Source organism: Mesorhizobium sp. RCAM 06353 (assembly GCF_059683585.1).
Genome location: NZ_CM185031.1, coordinates 3,292,491 through 3,306,924 on the forward strand (window position 1 = coordinate 3,292,491; position 14,434 = coordinate 3,306,924).

15 protein-coding genes and 1 pseudogene are annotated in these 14,434 nt (G+C 61.8%); 15 read left to right on the plus strand and 1 reads right to left on the minus strand.

Annotated features, from left to right (window positions below; genetic code table 11):
- The first annotated feature begins 16 nt into the window (after window positions 1–16).
- The 15 genes and pseudogenes from AC56QX_RS15715 (at window position 17) to AC56QX_RS15785 (ending at window position 13,679) form a co-directional block, all read left to right on the plus strand.
- On the plus strand, window positions 17–148 hold the full coding sequence (locus AC56QX_RS15715; protein ID WP_497117180.1) for a hypothetical protein: 132 nt from the start codon (window positions 17–19) through the stop codon (window positions 146–148).
- Window positions 149–539: 391 nt separating this feature from the next.
- Window positions 540–683, plus strand: a complete 144-nt coding sequence (locus AC56QX_RS15720; RefSeq protein ID WP_497118080.1) for a hypothetical protein — start codon at window positions 540–542, stop codon at window positions 681–683.
- A 76-nt stretch (window positions 684–759) separates the two neighbouring features.
- Window positions 760–849 (plus strand): annotated as a pseudogene (locus AC56QX_RS15725) (GNAT family N-acetyltransferase); the annotation flags it as partial.
- 28 nt (window positions 850–877) lie between these two features.
- Window positions 878–1,102, plus strand: a complete 225-nt coding sequence (locus AC56QX_RS15730) for a hypothetical protein (protein WP_497118081.1) — start codon at window positions 878–880, stop codon at window positions 1,100–1,102.
- A gap of 22 nt (window positions 1,103–1,124) precedes the next feature.
- Complete coding sequence (locus tag AC56QX_RS15735) at window positions 1,125–1,508, plus strand: ACT domain-containing protein (RefSeq protein WP_497117182.1); 384 nt, start codon at window positions 1,125–1,127, stop codon at window positions 1,506–1,508.
- Between the two features lie 175 nt (window positions 1,509–1,683).
- On the plus strand, window positions 1,684–3,117 hold the full coding sequence (locus AC56QX_RS15740; RefSeq protein ID WP_497117184.1) for an aldehyde dehydrogenase family protein: 1,434 nt from the start codon (window positions 1,684–1,686) through the stop codon (window positions 3,115–3,117).
- 196 nt (window positions 3,118–3,313) lie between these two features.
- On the plus strand, window positions 3,314–3,643 hold the full coding sequence (locus tag AC56QX_RS15745; protein WP_497117185.1) for a hypothetical protein: 330 nt from the start codon (window positions 3,314–3,316) through the stop codon (window positions 3,641–3,643).
- Window positions 3,644–3,710: 67 nt separating this feature from the next.
- Window positions 3,711–4,139 carry an MbcA/ParS/Xre antitoxin family protein gene (locus AC56QX_RS15750; protein ID WP_497117186.1) on the plus strand — a complete coding sequence of 143 codons (429 nt, stop codon included), beginning with the start codon at window positions 3,711–3,713 and terminating at the stop codon, window positions 4,137–4,139.
- Entirely contained in the window at window positions 4,133–4,831 is a 699-nt protein-coding gene (locus AC56QX_RS15755; RefSeq protein WP_497117188.1) for an RES family NAD+ phosphorylase, read from the plus strand. The genes AC56QX_RS15750 and AC56QX_RS15755 overlap by 7 nt, the downstream gene beginning before the upstream one ends.
- A 167-nt stretch (window positions 4,832–4,998) precedes the next feature.
- The gene (locus tag AC56QX_RS15760) at window positions 4,999–6,504 is read left to right on the plus strand and encodes a tetratricopeptide repeat protein (protein ID WP_497117189.1); all 1,506 of its coding nucleotides are present in this window, start codon (window positions 4,999–5,001) and stop codon (window positions 6,502–6,504) included.
- 186 nt (window positions 6,505–6,690) lie between these two features.
- Window positions 6,691–6,981, plus strand: a complete 291-nt coding sequence (locus tag AC56QX_RS15765; protein ID WP_497117190.1) for an ArsR/SmtB family transcription factor — start codon at window positions 6,691–6,693, stop codon at window positions 6,979–6,981.
- 58 nt (window positions 6,982–7,039) lie between these two features.
- The gene (locus tag AC56QX_RS15770) at window positions 7,040–8,155 is read left to right on the plus strand and encodes an alkene reductase (protein WP_497117191.1); all 1,116 of its coding nucleotides are present in this window, start codon (window positions 7,040–7,042) and stop codon (window positions 8,153–8,155) included.
- Window positions 8,156–8,384: 229 nt separating this feature from the next.
- The gene (locus AC56QX_RS15775; RefSeq protein ID WP_497117192.1) at window positions 8,385–10,367 is read left to right on the plus strand and encodes a tetratricopeptide repeat protein; all 1,983 of its coding nucleotides are present in this window, start codon (window positions 8,385–8,387) and stop codon (window positions 10,365–10,367) included.
- Window positions 10,368–10,456: 89 nt separating this feature from the next.
- A complete protein-coding gene (locus AC56QX_RS15780) occupies window positions 10,457–10,846 on the plus strand; it encodes a DUF6314 family protein (RefSeq protein WP_497117193.1) in 390 nt (129 codons plus the stop codon).
- Between the two features lie 343 nt (window positions 10,847–11,189).
- Window positions 11,190–13,679 (plus strand): tetratricopeptide repeat protein, encoded by a 2,490-nt coding sequence (locus AC56QX_RS15785; protein ID WP_497117772.1) that lies wholly within the window; start codon window positions 11,190–11,192, stop codon window positions 13,677–13,679.
- Window positions 13,680–13,700: 21 nt separating this feature from the next.
- On the opposite strand, the gene AC56QX_RS15790 is transcribed toward AC56QX_RS15785, so the two are convergent.
- Window positions 13,701–14,429 carry an amino acid ABC transporter ATP-binding protein gene (locus AC56QX_RS15790; protein WP_497117195.1) on the minus strand — a complete coding sequence of 243 codons (729 nt, stop codon included), beginning with the start codon at window positions 14,427–14,429 and terminating at the stop codon, window positions 13,701–13,703.
- Window positions 14,430–14,434: the final 5 nt, after the last annotated feature.

Genomic DNA, 14,434 nt, shown 5'->3' on the forward strand with positions numbered 1-14,434 from the left:
CGATGTCGCCGAGAGCGTGCGCGCGCTCTATGACCGGGTGGCGATCCCGGCGGACTCCTTCGCCAGGACCGTGGTGTTCGCCATGAGCCAACCCGACGAGGTCGACAGCAACGAGATCCTGTTTCGGCCGACGGCGCAGGCGTATTAGGTCGCGATGCAGATGTTTGACGTTCGTTCGCATGGAAGAGCCGTACGCCTTGGCGATTGGCGGAGCAGCCCAACGCTTCGTCATCCACGGGCGGAGCAAGGAGCGTAGCGACGCGGCGCAGACCCGAGGATCCATGCCGGGACTCTGAAGCGTCACTACGGTCCAGAATTCTGCACCGCTGCACTCCACAGCTAAGGTCGCGGCATGGATCCTCGGGTCTCCGCGACGCCGCTACGCGGCTGCTCCGCCCGTGGATGACGAAGCGTTGGGGGGCGCCGCAAGTTTTCAAATCTTGACGCGCCATGCTTCCTGCGCCAGCTTGGCGCCATGTTCGCCCTCGCGCCCACCAACACCCAGCGACGCCGCCGCCCAGTGCGGAGCGGCGAGCTGAATGCGCGAAGACAAAACCCGGCAGGATAGATCCGGTTCGTTCGTTTCCAGCCCCGCCCGCGACCACGCCGGCGGGGTTTTTCATGCCTGGAGCATTTTTGATGACAAACAATTCCATCCGGTTTCGGCCTGCCGAGCCTGCTGACGCCGCCGCGATCAGGGACATCGTGCGATCAGCCTATGCGAAGTGGGTGCCGGTAATAGGCCGCGAGCCGCTGCCGATGCGCGCCGATTACGAGAAGGCCGTTGCCGAGCATCCCTTCGAGCTCGCCGTCGCGGACGGCCGCATCGTCGGGATGATCGAAACCATGCTGGCCGACGATCATCTCTGGATCGAGAATGTCTGCGTCGCGCCGGAGGCGCAGGGGAGGAATCGGCCGGCTTTTGCTGGAGCGGGCCGAACAGAAGGCGCTCGAAGCCGGTCGCCCCGAGCTGCGTCTGCTGACCAACGGCGCCTTCGAGGCCAATGTGTTGTTGTACAAAATGCGTGGTTATACGATCGACCGGGAGGAGCCGTTCATGGGCGGCATGACGGTCTATATGAGCAAGAGATTGACGCGATAGCGGGCAAATCGGAGGCACAACGATGGCTGCCAGGGTCAAATTGAGGCAACTTCCCGGATCGTACGCGATCTCGCGGCTCGGGGCGAGCGACAGCATTCCCGGCTGGGCGGACGGGCCGGGCTTCGTCGGCATCACCAGGACCGACAACGAGCTTTCGATCACATGCCTGCAGGATCGCGTTCCGGGCACGGTGAAGCACGATGGCGACTGGATCGCCTTCAAATTGCAGGGCCCCTTTGCTTTCGACGAAACCGGCATCGTGTTGTCGGTCATCCAGCCGCTGTCGGAAAACGGGCTGGGCATCTTCCTGGTGTCCACCTTCGACGGCGATCATCTGCTGGTGAAAGCGGCGGATCAGGCAGCGGCGAGACAGCATCTGGTCGAGGCAGGACACACGCTGCTGTAATTCATCCCGCCATCGAAAACGGTCAGGTCTGCTGGTCCAAGGCGTCTGGCTCAATCACTGGGAGCGCTGGCTCAACCAGTTCGGGGGTTGTGTTTGACAGCGCGGTTTGTGCATCGTTATCTCTAGCCAGATATCACGGCCGGAACGACCATGCGGCGCCCCCAGGGAGAAAACCATGTCACACAATCTGCAGTTCTATATCGATGGCGCGTGGGTCGATCCTGAAGTGCCCAACACGCTCGATGTCATCGATCCGTCGAACGAGGATGCCTTCGCGCAGATCTCGCTCGGCTCCAAGGCCGATGTCGACAAGGCGGTGGCAGCCGCCAAGCGCGCCTTCAACTCGTACGGCTTCACCTCGGTGGAAGAGCGCCTCGATATCCTCAACCGCGTCATCGCGGTCTACAAGAAGCGCTCCAAGGATCTGGCGCTGGCCGTGTCGCGCGAAATGGGCGCGCCGCGCCAGATGGCGCTCGACAGCCAGGTCGGCATTGGGCTGGCGCATCTGACCAAAATGGCCGAAGTGCTGAAAACTTTTCAGTTCCGCCACGTCAAGGGCAGCGCGCTGATCGTCAAGGAGCCGATCGGCGTCGTCGGTCTGATCACGCCGTGGAACTGGCCGCTGAACCAGATCACCTGCAAGGTCGGCCCGGCACTTGCCGCCGGCTGCACCATGGTGCTGAAGCCGTCGGAAATCGCGCCGCTCGATGCCATCATCTTCGCCGAGATCATCGACGAAGCTGGCGTGCCGAAGGGCGTGTTCAACCTCGTCAATGGCGACGGCCCCGGAGTCGGCCAGGCGCTGTCCAGCCACCCCGACATCGACATGATGTCGTTCACCGGTTCGACCCGGGCCGGCATATTGGTGGCCAAGGCCGCCGCCGACACGGTCAAGCGCGTGCATCAGGAACTGGGCGGCAAGTCGGCCAACATCCTGTTCCCGGATGTCGACCTCGCAACCGCCGTCAGCAAGGGCGTCGCCGGCTGCTTCAGCAACAGCGGCCAGTCCTGCAATGCACCGACCCGCATGTTCGTACCGCGCGAGCGTCACGACGAGGCCGCTGCTCACGCCAAGGCGGCGGCGGAGAAGTTCGTGGTCGGCCCGGCCGACGGCGCCAACACCAAGCTTGGCCCTGTCGTCAGCCAGGTCCAGTTCGACAAGATCCAGGACCTGATCCAGGCCGGCATCGACGAGGGGGCGACGCTGGTCGCCGGCGGCCCCGGCCGCCCGGCCGAACTCAACCGCGGCTATTATATCAGGCCGACCGTGTTCGCCGACGTCACCCACGACATGCGCATCGCACGCGAGGAAATCTTCGGACCGGTGCTGGCGATCCTGCCTTACGACACGGTCGAACAGGCGGTCGAGCAGGCCAACGACACCGTCTACGGCCTTGCCTCCTACATCCAGGCCAAGGACATCCAGAAGGCCCGCGACGTGGCGGCCCGCATGCGCTCCGGCAATGTCTACATCAACTATCCGACCTGGGACGCCGGCCTGCCCTTCGGCGGCTACAAGCAGTCTGGCAATGGCCGCGAATACGCCGAATATGGGCTTGAGGATTTCCTCGAGATCAAGGGCATCGCGGGCTATGAGGCGGCTGAGTAAGCGCGACGCGGTTTGGGGCCGGCGGTAATGCCGGCCCGAAGTGTTTCATCTGTTTGGCATCCGAGGCCGCCACGCCCAGGAATTGACGTGGCGGCCTTATCGAGCTTGGTTGCGGCCGGCCACCGGGCATTTATGATGGTGTTGCGGAAATTCCTGGGTGTGTCCCGCACGAACCGCGGATGAGCCGGAGCTGGAAATGTTGGAGCCCGACGAGAGTCTCTACCAGGTCTTCGTCGACGATAATTTCCACTATCGTGACGAGAGTCATCGCTATCTGGACGGACAATTCGCAACCTATGAAGAGGCGGTGGCCCACTGCCGCGCCATAGTCGACGGCGACTTGGAGAATGCTTTCAAACCGGGAGCAACTCCCGAAGAGCGGTTTGCGACATACAGTTTGTTTGGCCCGGATCCGTTCATCAAGACACCGCCCGGGCGACGAGTCGATCCGCCTTTTTCTGCTTGGGATTATGCAAAGGAACGGTGCGGACTCTTGCCTCGCGACGCTGCCATTCCAGGCGCCTGAATTTAAGCGCTTCTTGCCAATTGGCAAATACATGCTATATCTTTGCCAATAGCAGAGGTGAGCAAACATGCAGCTTCAGTCCATCGTCACCACGCCGGCCACGGTCGGGTCAGCCATTTCGGATGAAGAGGCCGGCGCTTTGGCGCGCACCACGGTCAATCTGTTCAAGGCGTGGAACCTCAACGATCTCGAGGCCTGCATCCTGCTTGGCGGCATGTCAGCACGCACCTGGGCACGTTGGAAGACTGGGGCGCGCTGGAAGGAAGGCGGCATTGGTCGCATCGACCGCGATCTGCGGACCCGCATGGCGCATCTGATGGGCATCCACAAGGGGCTGCGCTACCTCTTCACCGAGCCGGCGCGCGGCTATGCCTGGATCCGCAAGCCCAATGCCACTTTCGGCGGCCAGTCGGCGCTCGACCTGATGCTGCGCGGCGAAATCTCCGACCTTGCCGCCATGCGCGAATGGCTCGATGCGGAGCGTGGTGCATGGTGAGTGGGCTTGCGGTCCGGCGCCGCGTCCACTGGCACCAGACTTTCCGCATCATCCGCTCCATCCATCCGCCGATCGACCTGTTCGAGGACATTGCCGATCCGCGCGACTGGGAGGCGCTGGCCTCGGTCGAGGAGAAGACCAATCCGCGCATCCGGCTGGAGATCGGCGACCTCGGCAAGGTTACGGCCGCAAGGCGGGTGTCCGGCCCCGGCGCCAGCTTCGTCATGGCGCCGTTCGTGCATTGTTCGACGCTGCGGCCGGGCCGCTTCTCGGATGGCAGCTACGGCCTCTATTATGCCGGCGACAGCGAGGATGTGGCGCTGGCCGAAACCATCCACCATCACCAGAACTTCATGCGCGCCACCAATGAGGATCCGGGCTGGACGGCGGATTTTCGCGTGCTGATCGGCAGCGTCGACCGCGACCTCGATGACGTCAACGCGGTGCCCGGCGTGCTCGACCCCGACGATTACACCGCCTCGCAGGCGGAGGGGCGGGCGCTTCGTGCCGCCGGCAGCGACGGGCTGGTGTGGAACAGCGTGCGCATGCCGGGGGGCCAATGCATCGGCATCTTCTGGCCCGATGTTATCCCCATTCCGGTGCAGGGGCGGCACTACAGCTACCACTGGGACGGCAGCCGTGTGGATTTCGTGCGCCAGCACGATACCGGCAAGGTGCTGGCGGTCGTGTGACTGCGGCCCAGGGGAATTCTGGTTCCGCGAGAGAGTGTGGAACAGGTCCAGGTCGTCATCCGGCAAATAGTCGCCAGTATGAACCCAGTAAAAATCGAACAATCGGTTTGCACCGGTATTAACTTGGCGTGATGCATTCTTGCCGCGTAGAAATCGGTGAGAACGACATGAGATTTGCCACAGTCAAAGCGTGGACTGCCGTTTTTCTGGTCCTGATGCTGGGTGCTCAATTGGGCGCCGCACGGGCAGCAGAGCCCTGGCGGGAAAAGCTCAACGAGCCGGATCAACAAAAATTCATGCAGCTGATCAGCGCGGTCGACGGCTGGACAGCTGCAAACGACCAGAAGATCAGAGCCGAAATTCAGGCCTTCGTCGCCGCACACCCGGATTTCGTTCCCGCGCAGGTTGAAGCGATCCGGGCAAAGTGGCTGAGTGTAGCCGCCTATATGGGGATGGCGCTCGCGAGCAAATCCTTCTTCATCATGTTCGAGGAACTGGAGAAGCTCGATCCGTCCTATCAACCGGCCTACATCTACGGCGCTCGCACCTATATCTATTCCGGCTATCCGGCGGGAGCGCGAAAGCAGCTCGAGAAGGCGCAGGCGCTCGACGCCGCGGACCCCTGGGTCGACATCACCTGGTCGCTAATGTTCGAACGGCTGGGCCACCGCGAGGAGGCGCTGACATGGGCAAGGACGGCGCTGCCCAAGACGGTCGGAAAGACCAGCGCGATGGCCGAAGCAATCCTGGCGATCACCAAACTGCAGGGCGCCTCCAACCACGACGCCGCGGTCGCCCTGGCCGATCAGGTATACGCACTCGAACCAGGCATGGGCAAACTCACCGAGGTCATCCACGCGTGCCTGTCAGGCTATCTATACCAGGCGGGTCTCCTGGATGTGCTGACGGAGGTGACCCAGCGAATTGAAGCCAAACAGCCGCCTTCAAACGCACTCTTGTACGAAACCGCTCGCCTCAAGCTGGCAGATGGATATCTGTACGATTGGGGCATCCGGCCCCAGTTTCGGCCCGAATACGCCGCCGCCGCGATCGTCATCCTCGACAAGATCAGGGATGATCCGCAACAGGCCGCGTCCGTGTGGCAGATGCGCTTCAGATTGGCTCTTAGCCTCGGTGACGTTGCGGTCATGTCGCAGCTTCTCGAGGAGGGCGGCCTCAAGGGCTACGACGTCACGTTGATGGGCCATCGCGAAGCGCAAATGTTGGTCGTGCAGGGCCGCTACGGTGACGTCATGGACCTTTACCACAGGCGGCATCTTCCTGAAGACAATCTGTTGGCAATGGCCTACGAGATGGGAGGCGACCATACCGTGGCCGACCGGATTTACCTCCGCGCCTTGGAGGAGGATCCGAACTCGGGCACCATGAATGCCACTTATGCCAGGCTAAGATTGTTTCGCGATCGCGACGTCGATGGCGCTATCAAATATGGAGAGAAAGCCTATTCGCTTTTGCCATCCCCCTTCAACCGTTCGCTGGTGACGATCGCCTGGCTGGTCAGGTCCTCCGACTACCTGAAGGTTCACAAGCTCAAGGAGGCGAAAGAAGCGTTCGCCCGCGCCCGCGAAGTCGGCATGGACCCCGCTTACATCCAAGCCCTCTGCAGCAATCTGTGCAACGACATCAATCTGCCGCTGTACGAATTTCGGTAGCCGCACCGTCGTCGTGCACCCAGCACCGCGAGGCGGCACAGGCTTCCGCAGCCCGAGGCATTGATTCCGGCACCGTGCCATAGGGGACAGCGGCTTTTCTCCGATCGCCGGCAAAAATGGAATGGATTACCTGCCATATCGCCTCCGTCCGATCTATATATCGATTGAGATCGATGCGAGGTGAAGATGGACCGTGACATCATATTGAAGGCACTGGCGCATCCGTTTCGGCGCGATGTGCTGGCGTGGCTGAAGGAGCCTGAACAGCACTTCGCCGCGCAGGCGCATCCGCTCGAAATGGGCATCTGCGCCAGCCAGTTCGACAATCGCGGCCTGGCGCAGTCCAGCGTCTCGGCGCATCTGGCGACGCTGGCGTCAGCCGATCTGGTGACAACGCGTCGGGTCGGCCAATGGGTGTTCTACAAGCGCAACGAAGAAACCATCGCCGCCTTCCAGGCCGCCCTGTCCGATCTCTGACGATTCCGATCTCTGACGATCCTCCCCAAATCCCCCCAATGCATGAAAGGCATTTCTCATGGCTACCCTTTTTGATCCCTTGCGGGCCGGCGATCTCGCGCTGGCGAACCGCATCGTCATGGCGCCGCTGACGCGCAATCGCTCGCCCAATGCGGTGCCCGGCGACCTCTCGGTGACCTATTACGGCCAGCGCGCCACGGCTGGTCTTATCGTGACCGAAGCCACCGCCATCAGCCATCAAGGCCAGGGCTACGCCAACGTGCCCGGCCTCTATGGCGCGGATCAGCTTGCCGGCTGGAAGCGCGTTACCGACGCCGTTCACAAGGCCGGCGGCAAGATCGTGGTGCAGCTCTGGCATGTCGGCCGCATCTCGCACACGACGTTGCAGCCCGGCGGCGGCAAGCCGGTGGCGCCGTCGGCGATCAGGGCAAACTCCAAGACTTTCCTGGTCAAGCCGGATGGCAGCGGCGAGTTCGCCGAGACCTCCGAGCCGCGCGCGCTCGAAGCGGCCGAACTTCCCGGAATCGTCGAGGATTTCCGCCGCGCCGCCAAGGCGGCGATCGAAATAGCGGGTTTCGACGGCGTCGAGATCCATGGCGCCAATGGCTATCTCATCGACCAGTTTTTGCGCTCGGGCACCAACCATCGCACCGATGAGTATGGCGGCTCGATCGAGAACCGGACGCGCTTCCTGTTCGAGGTGGTCGACGCGGTCACGGGCGCCGTCGGAGCCGGCAAGACCGGGATCAGGCTGTCGCCGGTAACGCCCGCCAACGACACGTCGGATTCCGATCCGCAGCCGCTGTTCAACCATGTCGTGGCGGGTCTTGGCAGCCGCGGCCTGGCGTACGTCCATATCGTCGAAGGCGCGACCGGCGGCGCCCGCGACTTCAGTCAGGGCGACAAGCCGTTCGACTACGAAGAACTCAAGGCCACCTATCGCAAGGCCGGTGGAAACGGCGCCTGGCTGGTGAACAATGGCTATGACAAGGACCTAGCCGAAAAGGCTGTCGGGGACGGCTATGCCGACCTTGTCGCGTTCGGCAAGCTGTTCATCGCCAATCCCGACCTCGTCAGCCGGCTGAAGCGCAATGCCGGACTGAACGATCCGGACAAGGCGACGTTCTATGGCGGCGACGCCAAGGGTTATACGGATTATCCGACTGCGGCCTGAGCCGCCCATTCTCTTAGGCCTACTCACAAGGCAGCCGGCTCCCTATGGGGAGCCGGCCAGCCATCGCGCTATGCGCGATCGGATGAACATCTGGCCGGGACGCACGGGCGTGGAACCGGGCCTGGCTGAGCGGATTTCTTTTCTGCGGTGACTTGCGGCGATCAAGAATTTGCCTGATCAAGTCGGTAGAGGGCCAACAACCGGCAATTGTGCTTCAAAAACTGCTGACATGATGCTTCCCAGATTCCGGAGATCGATTGTCAAGGCGCGGCAGCCTCTCGCCTGTCTCGCCATCCTGCTGGCGCTCGGCGCTCCCGCCATGGCCGCCGACAGCCGCATGGATGTCTGCGCCAATGACAAGCTTGCGCCGCCCAACCGGATCGTTGCCTGCACCAATGTGATTGAGGACAAGGCGACCTCGGCAAGCGACCGGGAAATTGCCTATTTCGATCGCGGCAACGCGTTGGACGCGGCCGGCGAATATGATCGCGCTCTGTCGGATTACGACAAGGCGATCGAACTCGATCCCAAGGACGCCGATGCCCTCAACAATCGTGGCCTGACCTGGAGCCACAAGAAGGACTGTGACCGCGCGCTCGCCGACTACAGCAGGGCGATAGAGCTCAATCCGCAATTTTCCCTTGCCTATGCCAACCGGGGCCTGATCTGGCACGCCCAGAAGCGCGACGAAGACCGCGCGATCGCCGATTTCAAAAAGGCGATCAGTCTCGAACCGCAAACCAGCGATGTCTACAACCTCCTTGGCAATGCGTATCTGCGCAAGGGCGACTATGACAGCGCCATTACCAGCTACAGTCAGGCGGTCTTTCTCGATCCCGAGAATCCCGATCAGTATTTCAACCTCGGGCTGGCCTGGACCTCCAAGGGCAATCCGGAACGCGCCATAGCAGACTACGGCCAGGCGATCAGCCTCGATGCGAAGCATGTTGATGCCTATCGCTGGCGCGCCGACGCCTGGGTCAAGCAGGGCGACGCCGATCGCGCCATCGCTGACTACGACGAGGCCATCAGGATCGACCCCAGGGACGCCGAGACCTTCCGCAATCGTGGTGATCTGTGGTTTGGCAAGAAGGACTATGATCGTGCCATCGCCGATTACGGGCAGGCCATCGATGTCGATCCCAGAGATGCGGTAGCCTATAATGATCGTGGCTGGACCTGGTCGCAGAAGCACGACGCCGACCGCGCCGTAGCTGATTTCGACAAGGCGATCAGCATCGATCCCACCTACGCCAGGGCCTACAACAATCGCGGCCTGGCGTGGTCGGACAAGGGCGATCTCGACCGTGCCATATCGGACTATGGCCAGGCGATCGCCATTGATCCCAAATATGCGCAGCCTTACGACAACCGGGGCTTGGCGCTGATGGACAAGGGTGAGTATGACCGTGCGATTGCCGATTACAATGTGGCGATCCTCCTCGACGCCGGTTATGCGCGGCCGCACAAGAACCGAGGCGCCGCCTGGGCTCGCAAGGGCCAGTTCGGCTATGCCATGGCGGACTACGACAGGGCCATCATGCTCAGTCCGGACTACGCCGGCGCCTATGTCGGCCGGTGCCGTGTCTGGGTCTACGAGGCGCAATACAACCGCGCCATATCCGATTGCAGTCAGGCGATCCACCTCGATGCCTTCTACATCCCCGCCTATGAAACGCGCGGCCTCGCCAATATCTACAAGACCGCCTACAGCGACGCTTTAGCCGACTACGATGAAGGGGTGCGCCTCAATCCGACATCCGCGGGCGTCTATCAGGGCCGGGGCATCGCACGGTTTTACGTTGGGTCGCCGGCAGGCGCGCAGGCCGACCTTGAGCAGGGTGCCAAGATGCTGCCGAAGGATGCCTACTACGCGATTTGGGCGGACCTTGCGCGGCGGCGCAACGGGCAGCCGAGCATCCTGCATGACGCCGAGCTTGACATGACGAAATGGCCTGCGCCGCTGGTGCGCATGCTGCTGGGCGAACAAACGCCGGAGGCGGTGCTCGCTGCCGCTGACGACCGGGACGCGGCGAAGAAAAACGAGCAGGTCTGCGAGGCGAATTTCTACACGGCGGAATTCCTGCGGCTGCAGCATCGCGACGACGAGGCCTTGCGGCTCTACCGGTTGGCCCTGAGCGGCTGTCCTCGGGATTTCATTGAGTACACCGCCGCCACCAACGCGCTGCGTGTCATGGGCAAGGCGCCGTGAGGGCGGTTCATCGCTTCATGGACACGCGCCGCGCTGTAGCATCCGGCCGAGGAAACACACCTAGTCCCGTCGGACAGGCCGGTGAGGCAATGACAGACAGCCTTGTCGGCGACTGGAAAGTCCGCCGCACCATGATCGATTTCCTTGCCGACGAGACCTACCGCTTCGCCGGCGACGCCGTGGTCACGGCTGATGCCTTCAGCGAGCATGGCATCATGCGGATCGGCTCCCGCGAAATGCCGGCAAGCCGGCGCTACCGGCTCGAGCCGGGCGAGCGTTCGACGAGCATTCTGCATGCCGATGGCCGCGACTTCATCGCGCTGGAGCCAAAGGCGGTGCAGACCGTGCGCCATCTCTGCGGCGCCGATCTCTATGTCGGGCGCTTCTTCTTTCGCGGGCCTGACGAATGGGCCGAGGCGTGGCGGGTCAAGGGCCCGCGCAAGAATTATGCGAGCCTTGGCCGGTTTTGCCGCCAGTAAGAGCCGCGGATCGCGAAAATCCCGAGATCACCTGGAAGTGGTTGGAAGCAATGCTCGACCTTGGCTAATAAGCTCAAGGCAGCAGCGACAGGTCGAAGCACTTGGCCGAAAATCGAATGGGGTCTCGATGATCAAGAGCGAGTTGATCGCGCTGGTCCGCAAATGGTACTGGCTTATCACGCTGGTGATCATTGTTGTCGGGATGGTATTCGCGCGGTTTTTGCAGACCGACCCGAACTATACCGATTGCATCGGCCAAAAGGTCGACACAGCCCGGCAAATCGCGGCCTGTACGCAAGTCATCGAATACGCCGCCGCCGGCAGGCGTAGCGTCGCCTACGTCATGCGCGGCAATGTCTGGGAATCAAAGCGAAACTACGGCCAGGCCATTGCCGACTATGACCAGGCGATTGGGCTCGATCCAAAAAACGGCGAGGCGTTCTACAACCGAGGCATGGCATGGCAGCACCAGGGCGACAATGATCGCGCGATGGCCGACTACGACCAGGCGGTCAGCCTCGATCCCAAGAATGTCGATGCCTACAACAATCGAGGCCTGGTGTGGGTTGCCAGGGGTGACAATGATCGCGCCATCGCCGAGTACGACCAGGCGCTCGGCCTCGACCCGAAGCATGCGATTTCCTATTTCAACCGGGGTATCGCATGGGCGCACAAGAACGACCATGACCATGCCATTGCCGACTACGATCAGGCGATCAGTCTCGACCCGAGATTCGCCGAGGCCTATAACAATCGAGGTCTGATCTGGGCCACCACGGGCAACGACGATCACGCCATCGCCGACTATACCCAGGCGATCAGCCTCGATCCCAAGCGTGCCGCGTTTTATGCCAACAGAGGCATGGCATGGGCCCGCAAGGGCGACGATGACGCCGCCATCCCCGACTATACCCAGGCGATCAGGCTCGATCCCAAGCAGGCCGCCTCTTATACCAACCGAGGCATGGCTTGGGCCCGCAAGGGCGACGATGACGCCGCCATTGCCGACTACGACAAGGCTGTGGGTGTCGATCCGAAGTCTTCATTGTCTTACTTCAACCGAGGCTTGGCATGGGCCCGCAAGGGCGACAATGACCGTGCGATGACCGACTACGACCAGGCGATCAACCTCGATCCCAAGATCATCAATGCCTATAACAATCGCGGTTTGCTGTGGGCTGCCAAGGGCGATTACGACCGCGCCATTGCCGATTATGAGCAAGCCATCCGCCTCGATACCAAACATGCCGTCGCTTATTCCAATCGAGGCATCGCATGGGTGAGGAAGGGCGACAATGACCGTGCCATTGCCGACTTCGACCATGCGATCAGCCTCGATCCGAAAAATACGCGCTCTTACTTCAACCGAGGCATGGCATGGGCCCACAAAGGCGACAATGACCGCGCGATCGCGGACTACAGCCAGGTAATCAGCCTCGATCCGAAAAGCGCCGATGCCAACAACAATCGAGGCCTGCTGTGGGTTGCCAGAGGTGACAACGACCGCGCTATATCAGACTACGATCGGGCTATCGACCTCAATCCGAAAAGCGCCGTGTTCTATTCCAACCGTGGCGTCGCATGGGCGAACGAGGGCAATAATGACCGTGCCATCGCCGACTACAACGAAGCAATCAGCCTCGATCCGAAAAAGGCCGATGCCTACATCAATCGAGGCCTGCTGTGGGTTACCAAAGGTGACTATGACCGCGGCATAGCAGACTACAGCCAGGCGCTCAGCCTCGACCCGAAACGTGCCCTTCCTTATTCCAATCGAGGCATCGCATGGGAGGAGAAGGGCGACGATGACCGTGCCATTGCGGACTTCGACAAGGCGATCAGCCTCGATCCGAAACAGGCGCTCTCTTACTCCGACCGGGGCGTGGCATGGGCACACAAAGGCGACAATGATCGCGCGATCGCAGATTACAATCAGGCAATCAGCCTCGATCCGAAATATCCGCACTCTTATTTCAACCGAGGCGTTGCATGGGGAAAGAAGGGCGACGTCGATCGCGCTATGGCAGACTACAACCAGGCAATCAGCCTCGATCCGAAAGAAGCCGACGCCTACAACAATCGAGGCCTGGCGTGGGTTGCCAAGGGTGACTATGACCGCGGTATATCAGACTATGGCCAGGCGCTCAGCCTCGAGCCGAAACATGCCATACTTTATTACAACCGAGGCCTCGCATGGGGGCATAAAGGCGACGATGATCGAGCGGTCGCGGACTACAACGAAGCAATCAGCCTCGATCCAAACAACGCCGAATTGGCCGCAGCATACGCCGGTCGAGGGATGGCATGGGCTAAGAAGGGCGACAATGCGCGAGCACTAGCCGACTTCGACAAAGGGATTTCCCTCGATCCGAAAAACGCCGACGCCTATTTTGACCGGGGGATTGTCTCGTTCTACTCCGGCGCGCTGGCCAAGGCGCGGGCCGATTTCGAACAGGCGGCCACGCTCGAGCCCGACTTTGCCTATTCCGCGATCTGGCTGGATCTGGCCAATCGGCGCGCCGGCCTGGGCAGTCATTTGCAGGGCTGGATCGGCAAGGTCGACATGATGAAATGGCCGGCGCCGGTGGTTCGGATGTTGCTTGGCCAGCAGACACCGGCCGATACACTCAAGGCCGCCGAAGATCCGGATGCGACCACGAAAACCGGGCAGGTCTGCGAGGCCAATTTCTATACGGCCGAACTCAGCCGGCTGCAGGGCCAAAACGATGAAGCGTTGCAGCTTTACCGGGCCGCCATCGGCGGTTGCCCCAAAGGCTTCTATGAATACCAAGCGGCCAAGGCCGCACTGCACGAACTGGGCGTGTCGCTGTAATCAAGGCATTGTCGCACGCCCTCAATGTCTGAGAATCTTGCTCAGAAACGCCCGGCTGCGATCGGTCTTGGGGTGCGAGAAGAACTCGTCGGGCGTGCCGCTTTCGACGATGGCGCCGGCGTCCATGAACACGACGCGCTGGGCGACCTTGCGGGCAAAGCCCATCTCGTGCGTCACCACCATCATGGTCATGCCTTCCTCGGCGACCGCCACCATGACGTCGAGCACTTCCGAAATCATCTCCGGGTCTAGGGCCGAGGTCGGTTCGTCGAACAGCATGATTTTCGGCCGCATGCCGAGGCAGCGGGCAATCGCCACGCGCTGCTGCTGGCCGCCGGAGAGCTGTGCCGGATAGGCGTTGACCTTGTCGGCGAGGCCGACCTTGGCCAGCAGTTCGCGGCCGGCCTCTTCGGCTTCAGTGCGCGGGATTTTGCGGACATGGATCGGGGCCAGCGTGACGTTTTCGAGCGCGGTCTTGTGAGGGTAGAGGTTGAAGGACTGGAAGACGAAGCCGATCTCGGTGCGCAGCTGCGTCATGTTGGTGGCGGGGTCGCCAACGCGCTGGCCGTCGACGATGAGATCGCCGTCCTTGATCGTCTCCAGGCCGTTGATGCAGCGGATCAGCGTGCTCTTGCCGGAGCCGCTCGGGCCGCAGACGACGACCACTTCGCGCGGCTCGACGCTGAGCGTGATGTCCTTCAATACGTTAAGCGTGCCGAACCATTTGTTGACGCCGCGAAAGTCGATCATGCCGG

Excerpts from the sequence above, each read along its gene's own strand:
- AC56QX_RS15720 (WP_497118080.1), top strand. The coding sequence starts at position 540 with ATGCGCGAAGACAAAACCCGGCAGGATAGATCCGGTTCGTTCGTTTCC.
- AC56QX_RS15730 (WP_497118081.1), top strand. The coding sequence starts at position 878 with ATGTCTGCGTCGCGCCGGAGGCGCAGGGGAGGAATCGGCCGGCTTTTG.
- AC56QX_RS15735 (WP_497117182.1), top strand. The coding sequence starts at position 1,125 with ATGGCTGCCAGGGTCAAATTGAGGCAACTTCCCGGATCGTACGCGATC.
- AC56QX_RS15740 (WP_497117184.1), top strand. The coding sequence starts at position 1,684 with ATGTCACACAATCTGCAGTTCTATATCGATGGCGCGTGGGTCGATCCT.
- AC56QX_RS15745 (WP_497117185.1), top strand. The coding sequence starts at position 3,314 with ATGTTGGAGCCCGACGAGAGTCTCTACCAGGTCTTCGTCGACGATAAT.
- AC56QX_RS15750 (WP_497117186.1), top strand. The coding sequence starts at position 3,711 with ATGCAGCTTCAGTCCATCGTCACCACGCCGGCCACGGTCGGGTCAGCC.
- AC56QX_RS15755 (WP_497117188.1), top strand. The coding sequence starts at position 4,133 with ATGGTGAGTGGGCTTGCGGTCCGGCGCCGCGTCCACTGGCACCAGACT.
- AC56QX_RS15760 (WP_497117189.1), top strand. The coding sequence starts at position 4,999 with ATGAGATTTGCCACAGTCAAAGCGTGGACTGCCGTTTTTCTGGTCCTG.
- AC56QX_RS15765 (WP_497117190.1), top strand. The coding sequence starts at position 6,691 with ATGGACCGTGACATCATATTGAAGGCACTGGCGCATCCGTTTCGGCGC.
- AC56QX_RS15770 (WP_497117191.1), top strand. The coding sequence starts at position 7,040 with ATGGCTACCCTTTTTGATCCCTTGCGGGCCGGCGATCTCGCGCTGGCG.
- AC56QX_RS15775 (WP_497117192.1), top strand. The coding sequence starts at position 8,385 with ATGATGCTTCCCAGATTCCGGAGATCGATTGTCAAGGCGCGGCAGCCT.
- AC56QX_RS15780 (WP_497117193.1), top strand. The coding sequence starts at position 10,457 with ATGACAGACAGCCTTGTCGGCGACTGGAAAGTCCGCCGCACCATGATC.
- AC56QX_RS15785 (WP_497117772.1), top strand. The coding sequence starts at position 11,190 with ATGCGCGGCAATGTCTGGGAATCAAAGCGAAACTACGGCCAGGCCATT.
- AC56QX_RS15790 (WP_497117195.1), bottom strand. The coding sequence starts at position 14,429 with ATGATCGACTTTCGCGGCGTCAACAAATGGTTCGGCACGCTTAACGTA.